Origin of the sequence: Pseudomonas sp. UBA5706 (assembly GCF_002419965.1) — a bacterium.
Lineage (GTDB): Bacteria > Pseudomonadota > Gammaproteobacteria > Pseudomonadales > Pseudomonadaceae > Aquipseudomonas.
This window is the reverse complement of record NZ_DIHC01000044.1, coordinates 24,606-43,476: the sequence shown is the minus strand read 5'-3', so window position 1 is coordinate 43,476 and position 18,871 is coordinate 24,606. Positions and strand designations below refer to the sequence as shown.

The 18,871-nt window shown below is 60.5% G+C and carries 15 protein-coding genes and 1 other RNA gene; 12 read left to right on the top strand and 4 right to left on the bottom strand.

Going from position 1 to position 18,871, the window contains the following annotated elements; genetic code table 11:
- Positions 1-38: 38 nt before the first annotated feature.
- The 3 genes from ligA to B3I26_RS22785 all read left to right on the top strand — a co-directional run bounded on the left by ligA (position 39) and on the right by B3I26_RS22785 (position 5,796).
- Positions 39-2,399, top strand: coding sequence for an NAD-dependent DNA ligase LigA (gene ligA, locus B3I26_RS22795; protein ID WP_296261032.1), 2,361 nt, complete (start codon positions 39-41; stop codon positions 2,397-2,399).
- A 260-nt stretch (positions 2,400-2,659) separates the two neighbouring features.
- Positions 2,660-3,826 (top strand): zinc-binding metallopeptidase family protein, encoded by a 1,167-nt coding sequence (locus B3I26_RS22790; protein ID WP_296261030.1) that lies wholly within the window; start codon positions 2,660-2,662, stop codon positions 3,824-3,826.
- Between the two features lie 164 nt (positions 3,827-3,990).
- Positions 3,991-5,796, top strand: a complete 1,806-nt coding sequence (locus B3I26_RS22785) for a putative bifunctional diguanylate cyclase/phosphodiesterase (RefSeq protein WP_296261028.1) — start codon at positions 3,991-3,993, stop codon at positions 5,794-5,796.
- Between the two features lie 22 nt (positions 5,797-5,818).
- On the opposite strand, the gene B3I26_RS22780 is transcribed toward B3I26_RS22785, so the two are convergent.
- A complete protein-coding gene (locus B3I26_RS22780; protein ID WP_296261027.1) occupies positions 5,819-6,307 on the bottom strand; it encodes a GNAT family N-acetyltransferase in 489 nt (162 codons plus the stop codon).
- Between the two features lie 231 nt (positions 6,308-6,538).
- Here B3I26_RS22780 and ffs point away from each other — a divergent pair.
- The 8 genes from ffs to B3I26_RS22740 all read left to right on the top strand — a co-directional run bounded on the left by ffs (position 6,539) and on the right by B3I26_RS22740 (position 13,086).
- Positions 6,539-6,635, top strand: an RNA gene (ffs, locus tag B3I26_RS22775) — signal recognition particle sRNA small type.
- Between the two features lie 154 nt (positions 6,636-6,789).
- Positions 6,790-7,251 carry a hypothetical protein gene (locus B3I26_RS22770; RefSeq protein ID WP_296261025.1) on the top strand — a complete coding sequence of 154 codons (462 nt, stop codon included), beginning with the start codon at positions 6,790-6,792 and terminating at the stop codon, positions 7,249-7,251.
- Entirely contained in the window at positions 7,244-7,618 is a 375-nt protein-coding gene (locus tag B3I26_RS22765) for a hypothetical protein (protein WP_296261023.1), read from the top strand. The genes B3I26_RS22770 and B3I26_RS22765 overlap by 8 nt, the downstream gene beginning before the upstream one ends.
- Before the next feature lie 35 nt (positions 7,619-7,653).
- Positions 7,654-9,612 carry a hypothetical protein gene (locus tag B3I26_RS22760; protein WP_296261022.1) on the top strand — a complete coding sequence of 653 codons (1,959 nt, stop codon included), beginning with the start codon at positions 7,654-7,656 and terminating at the stop codon, positions 9,610-9,612.
- Between the two features lie 431 nt (positions 9,613-10,043).
- Positions 10,044-10,259, top strand: a complete 216-nt coding sequence (locus B3I26_RS22755; protein ID WP_414707655.1) for a hypothetical protein — start codon at positions 10,044-10,046, stop codon at positions 10,257-10,259.
- A 46-nt stretch (positions 10,260-10,305) separates the two neighbouring features.
- A complete protein-coding gene (gene coaA, locus B3I26_RS22750; RefSeq protein WP_296261021.1) occupies positions 10,306-11,232 on the top strand; it encodes a type I pantothenate kinase in 927 nt (308 codons plus the stop codon).
- A gap of 129 nt (positions 11,233-11,361) precedes the next feature.
- The gene (locus B3I26_RS22745) at positions 11,362-11,727 is read left to right on the top strand and encodes a Rap1a/Tai family immunity protein (RefSeq protein ID WP_296261020.1); all 366 of its coding nucleotides are present in this window, start codon (positions 11,362-11,364) and stop codon (positions 11,725-11,727) included.
- 135 nt (positions 11,728-11,862) lie between these two features.
- Positions 11,863-13,086 carry an MFS transporter gene (locus B3I26_RS22740; protein ID WP_296261018.1) on the top strand — a complete coding sequence of 408 codons (1,224 nt, stop codon included), beginning with the start codon at positions 11,863-11,865 and terminating at the stop codon, positions 13,084-13,086.
- Between the two features lie 84 nt (positions 13,087-13,170).
- Here the strand turns inward: B3I26_RS22740 and B3I26_RS22735 are convergent, their stop codons facing one another.
- From B3I26_RS22735 to B3I26_RS22725, 3 genes are all read right to left on the bottom strand, one after another.
- Positions 13,171-14,010 (bottom strand): PhzF family phenazine biosynthesis protein, encoded by an 840-nt coding sequence (locus tag B3I26_RS22735; protein WP_296261017.1) that lies wholly within the window; start codon positions 14,008-14,010, stop codon positions 13,171-13,173.
- 125 nt (positions 14,011-14,135) lie between these two features.
- Positions 14,136-14,621 (bottom strand): N-acetylmuramoyl-L-alanine amidase, encoded by a 486-nt coding sequence (locus tag B3I26_RS22730; protein WP_296261015.1) that lies wholly within the window; start codon positions 14,619-14,621, stop codon positions 14,136-14,138.
- A 116-nt stretch (positions 14,622-14,737) separates the two neighbouring features.
- A complete protein-coding gene (locus tag B3I26_RS22725; RefSeq protein WP_296261013.1) occupies positions 14,738-16,459 on the bottom strand; it encodes an acid phosphatase in 1,722 nt (573 codons plus the stop codon).
- Between the two features lie 255 nt (positions 16,460-16,714).
- On the opposite strand from B3I26_RS22725, the gene dnaX reads away from it, so the two are divergent.
- On the top strand, positions 16,715-18,829 hold the full coding sequence (gene dnaX / locus B3I26_RS22720) for a DNA polymerase III subunit gamma/tau (protein ID WP_296261012.1): 2,115 nt from the start codon (positions 16,715-16,717) through the stop codon (positions 18,827-18,829).
- The last annotated feature ends 42 nt before the right edge of the window (positions 18,830-18,871 follow it).

Sequence of the window (18,871 nt, the reverse complement as noted above, 5' to 3'; positions counted from 1 at the left end):
AGCTTCGGCTGCTCTTTTGCTTTTTCGAGAACCTATCTATGAACGCCGCCGAACAACGAATCCTGGAATTGCGCGCAGAGCTGGATCAACACAATTACCGCTATCACGTTCTCGACGAGCCGAGCATTCCGGATGTCGAGTACGATCGCCTGTTCCATGAACTCAAGGCCCTTGAGGCGGAAAACCCGCACCTGGTGACCCCGGATTCGCCTACGCAGCGGGTCGGCAGCGCGGCGCTGTCGGCTTTCACTCAGGTGCGGCACGAAATCCCGATGCTCAGCCTGGGCAACGCCTTCGAAGAAACCGACATGCACGAGTTCGACCGTCGGGTGAGCGAGGGGCTCGATCTGCCCGTGGGTGGCCTGCTCGACGGCGCGAAGGTGCAATACAGTTGCGAGCCCAAGCTAGACGGCCTGGCTGTGAGCCTGCTGTATCAGAACGGCGCGCTGGTGCGCGGGGCAACCCGAGGCGACGGGACCACCGGCGAAGACATCAGCGTTAACGTACGCACCGTGCGCAACATCCCCCTTAAGCTTCACGGCAAAGGCTGGCCGCAAACCCTGGAAGTGCGCGGCGAAGTCTTCATGTCCAAGGCCGGCTTCGAGCGGCTCAATGCCAGCCAGCTTGAAATCGGCGGCAAGACCTTCGCTAACCCGCGTAATGCCGCCGCCGGCAGCTTGCGTCAACTCGATTCGAAGATCACCGCCAATCGCCCGCTGGAATTCTGCTGCTATGGCATTGGCCAGGTGTCCCATGACATTTCCGATACTCACATTGGCAACCTGCAGCAACTGAAAGCCTGGGGCATGCCCGTCAGCCGCGAGCTGAAGGTCGCCGAAGGCATCAAGGATTGCCTTAAGTACTACCACGACATCGGCGAGCGGCGCCTGTCGTTGCCTTATGAAATCGACGGCGTGGTGTTCAAGGTCAACAGCATTGCCGCGCAGCGTGAACTGGGCTTCCGCGCCCGCGAGCCACGATGGGCCATCGCACACAAATTCCCGGCCATGGAAGAGCTGACCGAACTGCTGGATGTGGAATTCCAGGTCGGCCGTACCGGTGCGGTGACACCCGTCGCGCGTTTGAAGCCGGTCAAGGTGGCAGGCGTTACGGTGGCCAATGCGACGCTGCACAACATGGATGAAGTCGCGCGGTTGGGCCTGATGATCGGTGACACCGTGATCATCCGCCGCGCCGGGGACGTGATTCCGCAGGTGGTGCAGGTGGTGCAGGAGCGCCGCACCGAACACGCGCGCCAGGTCGAGATTCCACAGACCTGCCCGGTGTGTGGTTCGCAGGTCGAGCGCACGCAGCTGATCAAACGCAGCAAAGGCAAGGAGACGGTCAGCGAGGGCGCGGTGTATCGCTGTGTGGGGCGCCTGGCCTGTGGTGCGCAACTCAAGCAGGCGATCATCCACTACGTCTCTCGTCGGGCGATGGACATCGAAGGCCTGGGCGACAAAACCATCGAGCAACTGGTGGACGAAAAGCTGATCGGCTCACCCGCCGACCTCTACAAACTGCAGTTCGACGACATCATCGCGCTGGAAGGCTTTGCGGAAATTTCCAGCAGGAAGTTGCTCAAGGCCATCGACGACAGCAGAACGCCCACCCTGGCACGGTTTATCTATGCATTGGGCATTCCAGATGTTGGCGAGGAGACGGCCAAGGTGCTGGCGCGTTCGCTGGGTTCATTGGACCGGGTGAAGGTCGCCCTACCGGAAGTGCTGACCTACCTGCCGGACATCGGCCTGGAAGTCGCGCACGAGATTCACAGCTTCTTCGAAGACGAACACAACCAGAACGTCATCGGTGCGTTGTTGGGCGAGTGCGGTATGCAGCTGCAGGACGTTGGCGAGCTGGGGGCTGAATTCGCCGCAAGCGCGACGCTGGGCGGCATGCTCGACAAACTCGATATTCCGTCGGTGGGTCCGGGAGCGGCGCAGAAACTGGCGGACAAATTCGGCACGCTTGAGAACATTCTCAAGGACGATTGGCTGGATCTGCGCCAGGCGCTCCCTGAGCGGCAGGCCAAGGCTGTCAGTGAGTTTTTCAAAACTGATGACAATGCGAACCGTGCGCGCGCCATCGAGCAACAGCTTAAGGCTTTTGGCATGCACTGGCAGAGCGAGAAAAAGGTCGTCGAGGGTTTGCCGCTTACTGGACAGACCTGGGTGCTCACCGGCTCGCTGGAGCTGATGAGCCGTGACGTCGCCAAGGACAAGCTCGAAAGCCTCGGCGCCAAGGTGTCAGGCTCTGTCTCGGCCAAGACGCACACTGTTGTCGCAGGTCCGGGCGCGGGGTCAAAGCTGACCAAGGCCAATGAGCTGGGCCTGAAGGTGCTGGACGAAGAAGCGTTCGTGACGTTCCTGAAAAAGCACGGCGTGGCGGTGGACTGACCGATTCTGGCGCTCCCTGCGTAACCTGTCCTAGCGCGGCCTGCCGGCAGTAGCGTCCTCGAAATCGCTGCCGTCGGCTGGCCTGGCCGTAACCGAAACGATCCTGAAATCGATATCCAGCCTTCACACCGGTTCTTGCCGGGCGGCCGTTTGCCAACAGCTGTTAATCGCTTTCCAGCACAGATCCGGCGCTGCAAAAAATATCCGGAACCCCCGTAAACCCCCATGATCTAGTGCTTGCAGGCATTGAGGATATCGCCATGTTCCAGTTCTTCGAGCAACTCAGCACAAGAATCTCGGCGCCCTTCGTCGGTGAAAGCAAGCGCAATAGCAAAGTCTGGCAATGCCGCTGCGGGCAATCGGTGTTCTTCCGCAACAGCCAATGCCTGGCATGCTCGGCGGCGCTGGGTTATCTGCCTGAACAGAGCAGGATTGTCGCCCTGGAACCCGGTCCGACCCTCAACACCTGGCGTTTGAGCGATGAACCGCAGGCCGGTGCCTACCGTCGTTGCGCCAACCTGGACACCCCGGCTGGCTGCAACTGGATTTTCCCGGAGCACAATGGCGCAGCGTTCTGTGTCGCCTGCAGCCTTAATCGCACCATTCCCGACCTGTCCGTTCCGGAGAACCCTGAACGCTGGCTCAAGATCGAAACCGCCAAACGCCGCATGGTTGCGCAACTCATCACCCTCGGGCTGGCTGTCGTGCCTAAGAGCGTGGATGAAGCGCACGGCCTGGCGTTCGAGTTTTTAGGTGTCGATCTGCAAGGCAACCTGCCCACCACCGGCCACGCCAATGGCCTGATCACGCTCAACGTTGAAGAGGCGGACGATGCCTTTCGTGAGAAGGTTCGTGTGCAGATGCATGAACCCTATCGCACGCTGCTCGGACATTTCCGTCACGAAGTCGGTCATTACTATTGGGATCGGTTGGTAGCCAACACTTACTGGCAGGATGGTTTTCGTCACCTGTTCGGCGATGACCGCGCCAGCTATGCCGACGCCCTCGACCAGCACTATCGCAACGGTGCTCCGGCAGACTGGCAGGCCAGCTACGTCAGCGCTTATGCCACCATGCACCCTTGGGAAGACTGGGCCGAAACCTGGGCGCACTACCTGCACATGATGGATGCGGTGGATACCGCCCTGAGCCTGGGCATGAGCGCTCGGGAGATGGACCTGGACTATCAACCGTTCGAACTCAACGCACTGTACGACCCGCAGCATCCCGGCGGACCGGCCTTCCTTGCTTTCGTCAATGCCTGGATCGAACTGGCCGGCATGCTCAACGAACTGTCGCGCGCGATGGGCCAACCGGATTTTTATCCGTTCGTGTTGCCCTCTGCGGTGATTACCAAACTGCATTTCATTCATCTGGTCATTCAGGGGGCCGGCGGCAAGGCAGATGAAGTGTTGCAGGTGCAGTGAGCCATTCGGTTGAAGGGTAGAGGCCAAGGCCGCCATTTCTCTGCGGCATTTGCCTGATCGCCGCTGGTCTGCGAGTGCCTGCGTGGGCTTGGAACCGATGCTACTTTCTCCGTGAATGTCGTTTTGATACTACTGGCGAAAAGCAGTTGCATAGGGATTCGCAAATGGCCAATAGCGCTCCAACTCCGTTGAACGAGACCTCGCGGCTTGCCTGCGTCGCCCGCACTGGAATGCTCGCCTCGGCCCGCGACGAGGTGCTGGATCACATCGTTGACATGGTCGTCCATTACTTCGACGTGCCCACAGCACTGGTCTCGATCAGCAGTGAACATCGCCAGTGGTTTCGTGCCGGCACCGGGCTTGGCGAGCCAGAGGCGCCAGCGGAAATCTTCTTTGGCGCCTATTCGATTCTCAGCCGTGAGGTGCTGCAGGTTGCCGACGCGCGGCATGACGAGCGTTTCATGGACCACCCGTTGGTCGTGGGCGAGCCGCACATTCGTTTCTATGCAGGCGTACCGTTGGTGACCGTCGAGGGCCTGGCGCTGGGCACGTTGTGCATCATCGACAGCAATGCTCGCGCGCCGCTCGACGCACGCGATATCACGATGCTGCAGATGTACGGCCAACTGGTGATGAAACGCCTGAACAACTTGCGCAAAGCCAGTTATGTGGACCAACCCACAGGACTGTTCAACCGCCTGCGCCTGGAGCAAGACATCATCGCGCTGGCCCACCTCGAAGATCACGCGCTGGTGGCGTTGGACATGGTTGATCCGGTGTTTCTCGACAGCATCGTCAAGGCCCTGGGCTACAGCTTCGCCCAGGAGCTGGTGCGGTGCATGATCCAGGCTTGCCGCGAGCAACTGCCTGCCGAGACCTCGTTATATAAAGTCAGCCCTACCCGTATTGCCCTGCTCATGCGCTACGACGGACCGGAACAGGCCGAGCAGCTGTTCTGCCAACTGCTTTCCCGTTTCCAGCGCCCGCTTACCTGCCGCAACATCCCTATCCAGATGGACCTGGGCATTGGTGTGCTGCCCTTGGGGCTGGGGCGCAGGGAGGAGAGGGACTGGATTCGCCTGGTGGTCAGCGCTGCCGATGAAGCGCGGGGCAAGGCCACCGGCTGGCGCTGGTACGAGCCACACCTGGACTTCGCTCAGCAGCGCGCGTTCCTGTTGCTGGCCTCGCTGGCCGACGCTGTGTGCAGCTCCGATCAACTCTCGCTGGTCTTTCAACCGAGGCTGGAAGTGAGCACCGGTCGCATCGTTACCGTCGAGGCGCTGTTGCGCTGGCATCATCCGGTTCTCGGGCCGATCAGCCCCGCCGAGTTTATTCCACTGGCGGAAAAAACCGCGTTGATTCGCTCGTTGAGCCTGTGGGTGCTGCGCCATGCGGTCGCGCAGGCGCGCGTCTGGCAACAGCAGGGCTACACGTTCAAAGTGGCCATGAACGTGTCCGCCATTGACCTTGCCAATTCGCAATTCAGCGGCGCGCTGTTCGAGCAACTGGCAATCAGCGGACTGAACCCTGCGCACTTTGAACTCGAATTCACTGAAAGCGCACTCTGCGACAACCCCGAGCTCACGCGCCAGCAGCTTGAACGCCTGCGCGCGCTGAACATCGATATCGCCATCGACGACTTCGGCACCGGTTACAGCAACTGGACCTACTTGCGACAACTGCCGGCGACCACCGTTAAACTCGACAAATCACTGGTGGAGAATCTGGAAGCCGATGAAAAGGATCGTCGTCTGGTCGAAGCGATCGTCCACCTGGCGCGCCGTCTTGGCTACCGCGTTGTCGCCGAAGGGGCGGAGACCGAAGGTGTCTATCGGATCCTTTGCGAGCTGGGTTGCCATGAAGTGCAGGGTTACCTCGTGGCTCGACCGATGACCATCGACGCGCTGGAACACTGGATAAACAGTGAGCGCAGCAACAAAATCAGGCGATTGCTGGCGATAGGCAATTGAGGCAGAGCGGCAATCGCAAGCGTCAACGCAATCGCAGCAGCATTTGCAGTTCGGATCCTTCAGCAGGGGTGGCGGGATGATCAATCAATGTCCAGCCCAGGGCCTGATAAAGCCCAAGTGCCGTTTGGTTGGCCGGATGGACCGCCAGCTTCAATTGCTCGATCTCCGGCCACAGCTCCGATACCCATTGCGGCAACCTGTGCAAGCACGCTTTGCCTAAGCCCAACCCTTGGTAATGCTGATCGATCATCAGCGCATGCAGGGTCGCTGTCCGGCCTTGTGCCCAGGGGGGCAACAATGAACGCCGTTTGAGCACAAAGAAGCCCCTCGGCACCTCATCAACCAGCAGCACGCAGCCCTGGATGTCGGAGGAAGGCCGAGCGCTGAGGACATGCAGCCCCCCATGAATATCCCCGACCATCTTTTTTTGGGTGTCCGGCAAGCCGATCTGCAGCACCTGCTGGCCCTGCAAGGCAGACAACGCTTGGTATTTGATCAATGTGATTTTCATGGGCGCTACCTTGCCAAGGCCTTGGTCGATAAGTCCATAGCTGGGTGGGGAGGTTGGTGCTGTTATTTCAGCGTCAGGCCGGTAACCGACCCCTTTGCCCACGTATTCACGGGCATTGCTCAAGTGCTTGAGCGCTATCGGATTTTTTATCTGAAACCAGAGGTTGTAACTTCGCGCCAGACCGGTACAATGGCGCGGCTCGCCGACTGGCGAGTGTCGTTATGGTGACCCCATCGGTCCCCCCGCAACGATTACCCGTGAACCTGGTCAGATCCGGAAGGAAGCAGCCACAGCGGGAACATTGTGTGCCGGGGTGTGGCTGGTGGGGTTGCCTCCTATCTTTGGATCCTTGTGCTACACGGATTCTGACGCAACAAACTTCCTGTGCATGACAGCCTTTTTCAGCTCGATCCTTCCCGACCATTCAGCGTGATCGTTGAACAATGGCATACTCGCGTGCCTGACATCGCGAGGTGAGGCCAGTGCACGAAATTGACGACGTCACCCGGGAAAGAATCAGGGAGTGGCAGATGCGGCGCCTGGAGATCAAGGAGCGGATGCAGTCGCACCCTGACCAGATCCTGGAGCTGTCCAGGGTGTTGGACCTGATGGATGACGAGCATGCAGCGATTCTGGCGGCCGCGGTGCGCGGCAAGGCGCCGGACGCACCCGAGCCAAGCATGCCGAACGTGTCGGCCGAATTGCCACAGCCTTCATGCCGCCGGAGGACAGGCACTCTGGATCTTCAACTGAAGGTTACGGCAAACAATCCTCAAGACCTGCTTAAGTTGCTCGAGATGGCTGTCCACGAGATGAGCACGCAGATCGATATTGCGGCGGGCGAGGTCCTCGCGGAACGTCGGAAATACCCTGGAGCCATGTCAGGCACCCTCGGTCACTACCACTTCGAACTGGGCATCGATGACGAGGCCGAGCATGAGTGACGCGAGTGAAGGTCAGGTGGCAGCGTGGAAGGTGCGTGAAACGCTGGCAAGGCAGTTGGCTCCGTTGCTTGAGCTTTACGACGTCAAATGGCGCGGGCACGGGGTCATCTATGTCGACCACGAGGATTACAACATTCACACGGCCTACCGGATCGTTGCCGATCTGAGTTCAAGGCTGAACGTGCCCATCGATCAGGTCAGGGCAAGGCTGGTCGAGTTCGGCTGGCTCAATGACGTTCGCCAGGCTTCATTCGCAAGCGATAAGGACGCGCGCCTGATTGACGAGTCGACTTCCCGTTCGCCTTCCTGGGAGGACGAGTATGAACATGATGACGTTCGACAAAATGACGACCCGGTTCACGACTGAGCCAGTCGCGAGCTTTTTCATGGCTGTGAGGCAGTATGCGCCCGGAACACTTTAATTTTTCCTGCCCGGTGTTTCTGCCCGTCACCGCTGAAACCTGCGAAAACCTCAAGGCCGGTACCACAGCCCTTGAGGCGCTGACGCAAGCAGAGCTCGCAGCGGTACTGGTCATTCAGAATCTGGCCCAGGCAACGCAAGCAGACCTGAGCTGCGACGCAGCAGAGAAGATTCTGAGCAGGCTGATTGCGTGGTCTGTCGACTCCCGATCTTCATCCGCAACCCTATTATCGGAAGCGCGCCGCTTGTTCGACGCACGCAAGTTGTACTTTGGCCTCAACGCGATAAAAGAGCTAAACGTGCGTTTGCTGTTGGCCGAAGAAGTGGCGGCCCGAGATTACCTGCTGCCCGACGGGAAATGGGACGCTAGCTACAAGACTCGACATCACCGCAACAACGACCCGTTTAGTGAGCAAATGGTTACGCCGCGGCACCGTGAGCGCTGGCTGAGCGGTGCGCAGGACAAGCTGGTCAGGACCTTTCGTGCCAATCTGGATGAAGACCTGCATGTTCAGGGTTATGCCGGTATCGGCAAAAGCCATTTGCTGGGGGTGCTGCTGGAGTGCCTGAGGCCCGAGAGAACGCTGTTGCTGGCGCGTACGCCGGGCAAGCTGGGTGCCTTGCGCAAGCGTCTGAACGGGGCGCATGACAAGGAAAAACAGCCTGGCTCGACGTTCCTGGCTTTTGCCCGGGCACTATTGGGCGGCACTCGGTTGCAGCCCGAGCGCGCGCCGGACAAAGGGCTGAGCAAACAGGCATTGGCGCAGGCGTTGAACATCTTCGGCTTTCGCGATCACGGCGCGCTGGCGACGCTGGAGATCTGTCTGAAGGTGCTGGAGCGCTACTGCCAGTCTCGCGACCATAGCTTGTCAGGCAACCATCTGCCGCACTTCAAGCTGCCATTGGCCGCGGTGGATGCCCAGGTAATCCTGGAGTACACGAGCCGACTGTGGGTCTATCTTGATGCCCATCCGCAATGGAATGCCCGCACCGGATTCGAAGCCTTGTCGATGATAAAGCGTGCCAGCCTGGCAGGCTGTGTGATCCCGGCGCGTTATACGCACATTCTGATCGACGAAAGCCAGGACATCCCGCCGTCGCTGCTGCAGATCATCGAGCGCGGTCGCCAGGTGCTGATTACCTTGGGAGACGAATATCAGAAAGCCAGCGGTGTAACGGCCAAGCGCAAGCGGGAAATCCGGCAGACCGATATCAGTTATTCCGTCCGGTCCGGGCGTAATATCGAGCGCCTGGTTAATCCGTTGATCTTTCAGCACTCGGAGAAAGGCAAAGTGCCGTTTGAAGGTTCGCGCGATGCGGACATCGGTATCGAAGAGTATCCGCAAGGCTTCGTGCCACCGCAAGGCTGCGTCGTGTTGACCGCCTCGCGGTGGGATAGCATGAAATGGGCCATCGAATTGCAGGCCGCTCATTGTGCATTCGGCTATCTGGACAAGGCAGCGCAGCAAGACCTAGAACACTTCATGACCACCGCCGTCGGTTTGTTCAAACCTGACTTTTACGCCCCGGAACGCAGCGCACAAGGAGTGCACCCTTTCTTCAGCGATCTGACCGACTGGCAGCAGGTACGTGACGCCAACCGGTTCGATGAGTCGTTTCTGTGGGTCGAGGCCCAGCTTGAGAACGACTTTAATATGGCCAGCGTGTCTCGCTTGAGCAGGATGCCGGGCGTTGCTGGTAAGCGCTGCATTCTGGTACTGGCGCAAGAGGCGGGGGGGATGGAGTTCGATCAGGTGCTGCTGACGACTGAGTTACTGACCAACGTGAAATTCAAGGACGCTTACGAGTTCGACCAGCGTATTTGCGCCGTATATATAGCCATTTCTCGCGCAAAGCGGCAGCTCTACGTTCCTTACGATGTGGTGCAATGGATTGACTACCACGGGCATCAAAAATACCGGGAATCTCATGGCTACTGACGGCGTTTCTTCCGTCTCCCGGTAGGGCTGTGTTGCCAGGCAGGCCAGGGCCTACATGGTAGCGAAGGCCCGCGTTGCCCCCCGCACGCTCATGCGCAAACTGCCGCCCGGCAGGCGTGCGCTCGGCGACCACACAGCCGTCCCTTATCGATACGGCGGCATAGCCCTGGTCGCGCAGATAGAGCAACGCCGTGAAGTCCAGCGGATTGATTCTGGATGCGGCGTCATCGGTCAGTGTGGCGAGCAGTGTAAGCGCCATGGATTCAAGCCGCATGGGTAACAGCACCTATGTCCAGGTTGGGTAGTGGCTATTTGTCAGTATCGGGCAGGGCGGAGTTCCATTTTATTTTCAAGCGGGCTGCAGCCCCTGTTAATCGGGTATTAACGACGCTACGTGCCCCTCAAGAGCGGTAGGGCAGGCGGGGTGGCACATGGCCGCCCATGCAGGCACGCTGGGCATTACGGCCACGGCTTATTCGTTCGCCCGAGGTAACGCCAGCACCCGCCGGTTCAGTTTCGCAACGGGCAAGGTGGACGAGCTGGCCGGGTTCCTTTCGGCTTCAATCTTGATGTTGTGGGCGCTGGGGATTGGCGTCGAATCGCTTGAAATCAAAGAAATATGCCCCCCGTTTGGGGCAATACGATAGTCTTCGCACCATTGTCGAAATGGACACCTGGATTGGAAGGCTATAGATGGCGCCTGATGACTATCTCGTAATGACCAGCGCAGAGTGGGCGGGGCTGCGTGCCAGCACGCCACTGACTTTGTCCGAAGAAGACCTGGCAGCGTTACGAGGCGTAAACGAAGATATTTCCCTGGAAGATGTCGTCAATATCTATCTTCCCTTGTCGCGCCTGATCAATCTGCACGTCAGCGCCGCGCGAAGTCTGTCCAGCATCAAGGACACCTTCCTTGGCCGTCCTGCCAAAAAACAGACCTATGTAGTTGCCGTTGCGGGCAGTGTTGCCGTGGGTAAAAGCACCTTCGCCCGCGTGTTGCAGGCGCTGATGGCTCGCTGGCCGGACCATCCGCGAGTCGACCTGATCACCACCGACGGTTTTCTGCACCCCAATGCCAGGCTCGATGGCAACGGCATCATGCATCGCAAAGGCTTCCCGGAAAGTTACGATCGCAAGCGCATGGTCAAATTTCTTTCCGACCTGAAGGCTGGCGTTGCCGATATCAGTGCGCCGGTCTATTCGCACATCAGCTACGACATCGTGCCGGATAAGTTTTTGCAGATCAGCCAGCCGGACATCCTCATATTCGAGGGCTTGAACGTGCTGCAGACCGAAGGCAACGATGGTCAGAAGCCGGGCAGTATCGTCTCGGACTTTTTCGATTTCTCGATCTACCTTGACGCCGACGAAGGCGACATCGAGCGCTGGTACGTCGAGCGTTTCCTGATGCTGCAACGCACTGCGTTTCGCGCCCGTGGCGCATACTTTCGCGAGCTGGCCGACCTGCCGCCGGAAAAATCCCCGGACGCCGCGCGCAAGATCTGGCGTGATATCAATCGCCCGAACCTGTTGGAAAACATCCTGCCGACCCGCGAGCGCGCAAGCCTGGTGGTGCGCAAGGCGGCGGATCACTCGGTCAAGGAGTTGTGGCTCCGCTAGGGGTTGGGCCAGGCGCTGGATATCCACTCACATAATGTGCGACAGCACGGCTGCCTGGTGAAATCAGCGACGTTGCCGCCGGCAAGCCGGACCGCTACGAGGGTTATGCAGGATGAGGAGTAGGGATAAATGGTCAGGAGAGTTCTGTGCTCGATCGCTTTCGTCCTGTGTTTCAGTGCTGTCGCCGAGGCTGACGGTAACAAGCTGTTGCAGGAATGCCAGGACGGTATCAGCAGCATGAGCGGTGGTGTGGCCAGGAACCCAGTGGGCATCGGCCACTGCGTCGGCGTGCTGCAAGCCACCATCGATACCCTGGATCTGATCCACGAAGCCGGCGGTACGCCGGAGCTTGTGTGCGTGCCCGAAGGCGGGATCCCGATGATCCAGTCGATGCGCATCGTGGTTCAGTCTCTCGAAGCCCATCCGCAGAGCCTGCATTTGAATGAGTCCGTACTGGTCGTCTCGGCGCTGAAGAACGCCTTTCCCTGCCGATAGCGCTCAACCCTCGCCATGCGCGCCGACCGCTAAGCCACCATTCGGTTAAAGAGCGGATTGCGGCTGCGCTGCTGATCGACGCAGCGTAACTTGCACTAGGCTTTTGCCTATTCTTCTCAGGTAAGGATGCTGACGATGCGCGTCAATGGATTGATTGTGCTGTTGCTCACCGGGCTGGTCGCCGCCACGTTCGGATTCGGGATCTACCTGTTTGCGCAGCTGGTGCCGGACATGCGTGCCAGCCTCGGTTTTGACATCTCGTATGTCGGGACCATCACCGCGGCAGGGCAGTTCGGGTTCCTGCTGTGCGCGTTGCTGGCAGCCTGGATAACACCTCGCGTTGGAGGCGGCTGGGTCATCTTCGGCTCAGGGGTGGTGTGCGCAGCAGCCTTGCTGTTGATACCGCTGGCGCAGAATATTCTGCTGATCGGTGCACTGCTGACGGTACTGGCTGGCACGGCTGCCACGGTGTTCGTGCCGATGGTCGATGTCATTTCGCGCACGGTGGCCTTCAAGTACCGCGGCATGGCGATGGGGCTGGTGTCCAGTGGCACCAGTTATGGCGTGTTCATCAATAGCCTGTTAGTACCGCTGTACGCGCCCCAGGGTCAGTGGCGTGTGGTCTGGTGGATCGTTGGCCTGATCACCGTGGTCATGGCGATCGGCGTGGCGTTGGTGTTCAAACGGGCGCAGTTGTTCGTCATCAGGGCAGAAGTCGCGTCGGCGACTGATCCGACAACCAAGGTCGGCAAAGCCGCACTCATGCAGCCCTGGGTGCTGACGGTATGGGCGATGAATTTCCTGCTGGGCTTCTCTACCTTTCCTTTCCAAAACTACCTGTCTTCTTACCTGCGCAGCGAGCTGGGTTTCGACGTGACCTACACCGCGCACATCTGGGCCAGCATTGGTTTTGTCGGCATGTTCGCCGGGCTTGCCGTCGGCTGGCTGTCAGACCGCATAGGTCTGCGCATTGCCATGATGCTGGTCTACAGTTGCGTGGCCCTCGCGGCAGTCATACTCGTCATCCATCCTGCCAGCTACTGGCCGCTGGTGGCGGGAGTGCTGTTTGCCCTGGCGTTCTATCCCATCTTCGGCCTGATTCCCGCGTATGTTTCGAAGATGGCCGGCAGCGCGACGTTAGCCGTCACCATCTTCGGCGTCGCCAATATTCTGCAAGGCGTGGGCGGGATGATCGGCAACTTCAGCGGTGGGGTATTGGCCGGTTTCAACGGCTCGTTCGTGGGGGTGTATGCAGCGATTGCGCTGGTTGCGGTGCTGCTGGCTTTGCTGACGGCGCGGCTGCCCCGGGAGGGCTGCGAGGTGTCTGGCGAGGCAGCCTGCCTCTGCAGCGAAGCTTGAGGGAATATTCAGCGACAGAGTGCTTGAACCAAGGGTCAGGCGATCGGCAAAACGCCGACCTTACGCAGGTCGGCTTTTTCACGGCTACAGGCGCACGCTTCCCACTACACACTGCTGCACATCACCCGCTACCCAGATCTGCTCGCCAATGCGCTCGATGCTGATCTGTCCGCGATGACCCATGACTGTCCCTTGCCGTGCGGTGTACTTGCTCGGCGCCAGGCCTGCGCCGATCAACCATTGGGCGAGGCTGGCGTTGAGGCTGCCGGTGACCGGATCTTCGACGCCGTTGTCGCTGCCTATCAAGGCGCGCACTTCGAAATCGGCCTCGGCGTCAGGCCCCGTCCACGGTGCGACGACACCGACCTTCAGGCCATTGAACGCCGGATAATCAGGACGGATTGTCAGCAGTTCTTCGCGACTTTCGAGCATGACCGCGACCCACCCCGGCCCGTTATCGGCCCACTGGCTGGCGACGATGCGCTCAGGTGCCACGCGCAGGCCTGCGGCGATGTCGTGCAGCACCTGCGCTTGGACCGGACCGCTGCGCAGCAACGGTGGCGCGGCGAACGCCAGGCGCGAACCATTGCGACGAATGCGCACCAACCCGACGCCGCATTCCTGCACGATCTCTTCGGCCTTGGGCGTGCCGCCGTTGTCCAGCCAGACGAAGCAGCTGCCCAGTGTCGGATGACCGGCAAATGGCAGCTCGCGGGTGGTGGTGAAAATACGCACCCGGTAGTCGGCTTCCGGGTGTGCAGGGCGCAGCAGAAAAGTGGTTTCGCTGAGGTTGGTCCAGCGTGCGAAAGCGGCCATCTGCGCGTCGGACACGTCATCGGCGGCAAGCACCACGGCGAGCGGATTACCTTGGGTAGCGGCGCTGGAAAAGACGTCAACCTGCTGGAAACTCAGTGTCTGGGGCATAGCACTCTCCTGATATGCGGTAGGGCACGGTCACTCTAGTGAGGAGCAACCGCGCCGTATATGCACAGTTTCGCAGTCATTCAGGGCAGATGTGTGTGGTCGGCCGGAGCCTGATCAAGCCCGCGTCAACGCGGTTTCAGCAAGGCTGCGACATCGAACGAGGGGCAGGCCTTGATGAACTCGTTGGGTGTGATGATGCCGTCACCATTGCGGTCCGGGGACAAGTCCCGATGCCCCAGAACACGAGCTTCTGGGTAGTGCTCACGCAGTTGCCCAAGCAACCGGTGCAAGGTCACGAACTGCGCTGCCGTGAAGTTGTTCGCCGGTTTGCCCGCTGCGTCTATTCCGCCGACCAGGCACACGCCGATGGAGTTGGCGTTGTGCCCTTTAACGTGGGCACCGATGGCCTTTTCCGGTCGGCCCGTTTCCATCTCGCCGTTGCGGCGGATGACGTAGTGGTAACCGACCGTGTCGAACCCGCGCTGGCGATGCCAGTGGGTGATTTCTCGCACGCCGATGTCTTGCGTGGGGCGCGTGGCCGAGCAATGCACGACCAGTAGCTCGGTTGTCTTGCGATAGCTCGGTACATAAGGAGGGTGTGATGCATTCATGGTGTCGCTTCCTTGCAGGGTGATTGGAGTCCTGAAAGGAATACGCATCGCGACGACAGGTCAACGGCGCAAACGTTGCAGAAGGTCTCGTCGCGCGATGCAGGGCCACCCTTGGATCAGGCGGGAAACTTCAATGCAGCGGTCAGATCGCCCATGGGCGTCTGTCCGCGGGCAAGCATGGCGTTGTCCCGTTCGACAAGACCGTCGAGCGTCTCCAGACCATGCACGCGGGTGATCAGGCGCAGGATTGAAGCGGTGTCGTAGACGGTGTGGTCCACGGTTCCCTTGCGTGCGAACGGCGAGATGACAATGGCCGGAATACGAGTGCCGGGGCCCCAGCGATCGCCCTTGGGCGGCGCGACGTGATCCCACCAGCCGCCGTTCTCATCGACGGTAACGACGACCACCATGTTTTTCCATTGCGGGCTGTTGCGCAGCACTTTCACGGCGCGATCGATATGTCGGTCTCCGGCAGCCACATCGGCGTAGCCGGCGTGCATGTTCAGGTTGCCCTGGGGTTTGTAGAAGGTGACGGCAGGCAGCGTGCCCGCTTCGGCGTCGGCGAGGAAGCGATTGGTGCTGGACTCGTCCCCCAGCCCGCCGTCGCGCAGGCGCTTGTTACGTTCCGCCGGATTCTCCGGGCCTTGCTGAGTGAAGTAATTGAACGGTTGGTGGTGGTACTGGAAGTTGGGAATCCTGGGGATGCCTGGCGAGTCCTTGTACTCGTCGAGCGTGACTTGCCAGGCACCGGCGTACCAGGCCCAGTCGACGTTCTTCTTCGACAGCTTGTCGCCGATGTGATCATGGCTTTGCGGCACCAGCACGTTGGCCAGATCAGGTTGCGAGTAATCGGGCTTTGCCTTGTCGCGCAACCAGGTCGGCCAGTAGGGCGGGGCCATGGTGTTGACCGCGAAGCCATCCGGGGTTAGGGCGCTGGGACCGAACTGCGGGGGACCGGAGATAGCACTGGCCGGGGATTTTTCCAGCGGTTTGAGTCGGTAGTCCAGAGGGTCGCTGCTCTGCAGGGTGGCGATCTGCGACTTGGCTGCGGAACTGGCGGCGTTCGGGTAAAACGGTGCCCTTGCCGAAATCAGATAGTGATGATTGAGAAACGAGCCGCCGAAGGCACCCTGAAAGAAGTTGTCGCACAGCACAAACTCCCGGGCAACGTCCCACAAGCGCAGTGAGTACTGGCTCTGGTTGTAGTAACCCATCGGCAGACCACCGGCGTCGGCCCAGGCGACGAAGGCGTCATTGTTCCCACCGTTGATCTGCATCTGGTTTTGATAGAAGACGTGCCACAGGTCGCGGGTGACCACACCCAGCGGCAGGTCTTCGCCGCTTGGGCCCTTGAGGGCGAAAGGTGCGTTTGGCAGGTGCTCCTGATACTGCACGCCGCTAGGGTAGGTCACACCATCGAGGGTCTGCGGTCCGGTCTGGCACACCCCACCCCAGCACGAGGGCAGGCCTTGCAGCAGGCTGCCGTCGCGGTCGCGCTGCCGGTAGGCGTCCGGTCGGACCGCCGACAGCGGCTTTTCCACGCCGGGAAAGTTGGCGAACAGGTTGTTGAAGCTGCGGTTCTCGGCGTAGATCACCACGATGGTCTTGACGTTGTCCTGCAGCGCCTTGTCCAGTTCGGCACCGCTGAGCGTGGACGGTGGAGCAGCGATGTTGCCATCGCCGCCTGGATCGCTGGCCGCGACGACACTGCTGAGCGTCGCGCCTGCGCCCAGCAGCGCAACCCCGCCCAGGAAACGACGTCGGCTGGTATCGGTGGGCATATTGTTGGAGATTTCGCTGACGGGCGGTTTGGCGGGGTAGTCGGGTGTATCGCTCATCACGGTTCCTGCTCGCTCGGCTGAAGGTGTTAACACACATGTCGAGCGAGCCTAATCCGCGAGTGTGACGGTCTTGCTACAGCTTGCGGTGTTGCACCCGAGCCGGCCTGTGGCGTGGCAACAACCCGCGCCGGGCAGGGGCGGGCGCCTGGCGAGAGAGGGTTTATATGCGTGCACGCCTATTGCCCGGATGCAATTTTGCCCCCGCTCCGCTAGCATTAGCGGTCTTCCGCAACCCAGTCGCGACGGTTTTCAATGAGTTATCAGGTTCTTGCACGTAAATGGCGTCCGCGCTCGTTCCGCGAAATGGTCGGCCAGACCCATGTGCTCAAGGCCTTGATCAACGCGCTCGACAGCCAGCGCCTGCACCACGCCTATTTGTTCACCGGCACACGGGGGGTCGGCAAGACCACCATCGCGCGGATCATCGCCAAGTGTCTGAACTGCGAAACGGGGATCACGTCTACCCCCTGTGGCGAATGCTCGGTGTGCCGGGAGATCGACGAGGGCCGTTTCGTCGACCTGATCGAGATCGACGCCGCCAGCCGCACCAAGGTCGAAGACACCCGCGAGCTACTGGATAACGTGCAATACGCGCCAAGTCGCGGGCGCTTCAAGGTCTACCTGATCGACGAAGTGCACATGCTCTCCAGCCACTCGTTCAATGCCTTGCTCAAGACGCTGGAAGAGCCGCCCCCCTACGTCAAGTTCATCCTCGCAACCACCGATCCGCAGAAATTGCCAGCGACCATTCTGTCGCGCTGCCTGCAATTCTCCCTCAAGAACATGACCCCCGAGCGTGTGGTTGAGCACCTAAGCCACGTATTGGGTGCGGAAAACATACCGTTCGAAGACGATGCGCTGTGGCTGCTCGGTCGCGCTGCCGATGGCTCGATGCGAGACGCCATGAGCCTGACCGATCAGGCCATCGCGTTTGGCGAAGGCAAGGTGCTGGCCACCGATGTGCGTGCCATGCTCGGTACCCTGGACCACGGCCAGGTCTACGATGTGCTAACTGCACTGATCGATGGCGACGCGCGCTCCCTGCTTGAAGCCGTGCGTCACTTGGCAGAGCAGGGGCCGGATTGGGGCGGTGTGCTGTCGGAGATTCTCAACGTGCTGCATCGGGTGGCCATCGCCCAGGCACTCCCAGAAGGCGTCGACAACGGCCACGGTGATCGCGAACGTGTGCTGGCGCTGGCTCAGGCTTTGCCCGCTGAAGACGTGCAGTTCTACTACCAGATGGGGCTGATCGGTCGTCGAGACCTGCCCTTGGCGCCCGAGCCGCGTGGGGGCTTCGAGATGGTGCTGTTGCGCATGTTGGCCTTCCGCCCGGCCGATACCGAGAACGCGCCGAGGCAGCCGTTAAAGTCGGCGGGGATCAATCCGGCCACGGTTGATTCCCAGGCAACGGTGGCCGGTGCAGCGCCTGTTGCGTCGGCACCCGCATATGTTCCGGTGGCGGCTGCATCGGCCCCCGCATCCTCAGCAGCACCTGAGCCTGCGGTCGCGCCTACCGAAGAAATCGACCTGCCCTGGAACGAATCCAAGGCCGCGCCGCCGGTCAGCGAGCCCCTGTCCGAGCCGGTCGCGGCGCCCGCTGCCGAAGAAATCCCGGAACCGATGCTTGATACCGTGGCCGAGCAGCCCGAACTCACGCCGATGCCAGCGCCGGCACCCGCCAGCCCGGTGCCGGATGCACCGGAGGTCGAATCCGCGGAGCAACTGCAAGCAGCGGCGGATGTGGTTACCCCGGTCATGCTTGAACACGTGCCCGATGCTGCTCCTTACGTGCCTGCACCGATGGAGCGCGATGACGAGCCGCCGCCGGATGACGACTATTACGAACCGGATGTCGACATTGATCCGGCCTCGTTCGCCTATCTCGACGACCTGGCCCACGAGACCGTCGAAACCGTTGAGGCGGTGGAGAAGGAGCCTGAGCTATTACCTGCCGCCGCACCCGCGACCGGGCTGGCCGCTGACTGGCTGGAGCTGTTCCCTAAACTGCCGATCTCCGGCATGACCGGTAGCATCGCCGCCAACTGCACGCTGATTTCGGTTAACGGCGATAACTGGCTGTTGCATCTGGATCCGGCGCACAGTGCGCTGTTTAACTCGACGCAGCAGCGTCGTTTGAACGACGCGCTGAACCAATACCATGAACGCACCATCAACCTGAGTATCGAGCTGATCAAGCCCGAGCAGGAAACCCCGGCCCAGGCCGCTGCCCGTCGGCGTGCCGATCGTCAGCGCCAGGCTGAGGCGGCGATCCACGGCGATCCGTTCATCCAGCAGATGATGGAGCAGTTTGGCGCGAGCATCCGCGAAGATACCATCGCACCCGTGGATGCTCCGGTAACCCCTTAATGACCGCGAGGCGTCAACCTGGTTTGGCGCTGCGCAAAGACC

Bases quoted from the DNA above. Each gene is read 5' to 3' on its own strand.
- B3I26_RS22730 (WP_296261015.1), bottom strand. From the start codon at position 14,621: ATGAATGCATCACACCCTCCTTATGTACCGAGCTATCGCAAGACAACC.
- B3I26_RS22790 (WP_296261030.1), top strand. From the start codon at position 2,660: ATGTTCCAGTTCTTCGAGCAACTCAGCACAAGAATCTCGGCGCCCTTC.
- B3I26_RS22735 (WP_296261017.1), bottom strand. From the start codon at position 14,010: ATGCCCCAGACACTGAGTTTCCAGCAGGTTGACGTCTTTTCCAGCGCC.
- dnaX (WP_296261012.1), top strand. From the start codon at position 16,715: ATGAGTTATCAGGTTCTTGCACGTAAATGGCGTCCGCGCTCGTTCCGC.
- B3I26_RS22745 (WP_296261020.1), top strand. From the start codon at position 11,362: ATGGTCAGGAGAGTTCTGTGCTCGATCGCTTTCGTCCTGTGTTTCAGT.
- B3I26_RS22725 (WP_296261013.1), bottom strand. From the start codon at position 16,459: ATGAGCGATACACCCGACTACCCCGCCAAACCGCCCGTCAGCGAAATC.
- ligA (WP_296261032.1), top strand. From the start codon at position 39: ATGAACGCCGCCGAACAACGAATCCTGGAATTGCGCGCAGAGCTGGAT.
- B3I26_RS22755 (WP_414707655.1), top strand. From the start codon at position 10,044: ATGGCCGCCCATGCAGGCACGCTGGGCATTACGGCCACGGCTTATTCG.
- B3I26_RS22780 (WP_296261027.1), bottom strand. From the start codon at position 6,307: ATGAAAATCACATTGATCAAATACCAAGCGTTGTCTGCCTTGCAGGGC.
- B3I26_RS22765 (WP_296261023.1), top strand. From the start codon at position 7,244: ATGAGTGACGCGAGTGAAGGTCAGGTGGCAGCGTGGAAGGTGCGTGAA.
- B3I26_RS22785 (WP_296261028.1), top strand. From the start codon at position 3,991: ATGGCCAATAGCGCTCCAACTCCGTTGAACGAGACCTCGCGGCTTGCC.
- B3I26_RS22740 (WP_296261018.1), top strand. From the start codon at position 11,863: ATGCGCGTCAATGGATTGATTGTGCTGTTGCTCACCGGGCTGGTCGCC.
- B3I26_RS22760 (WP_296261022.1), top strand. From the start codon at position 7,654: ATGCGCCCGGAACACTTTAATTTTTCCTGCCCGGTGTTTCTGCCCGTC.
- coaA (WP_296261021.1), top strand. From the start codon at position 10,306: ATGGCGCCTGATGACTATCTCGTAATGACCAGCGCAGAGTGGGCGGGG.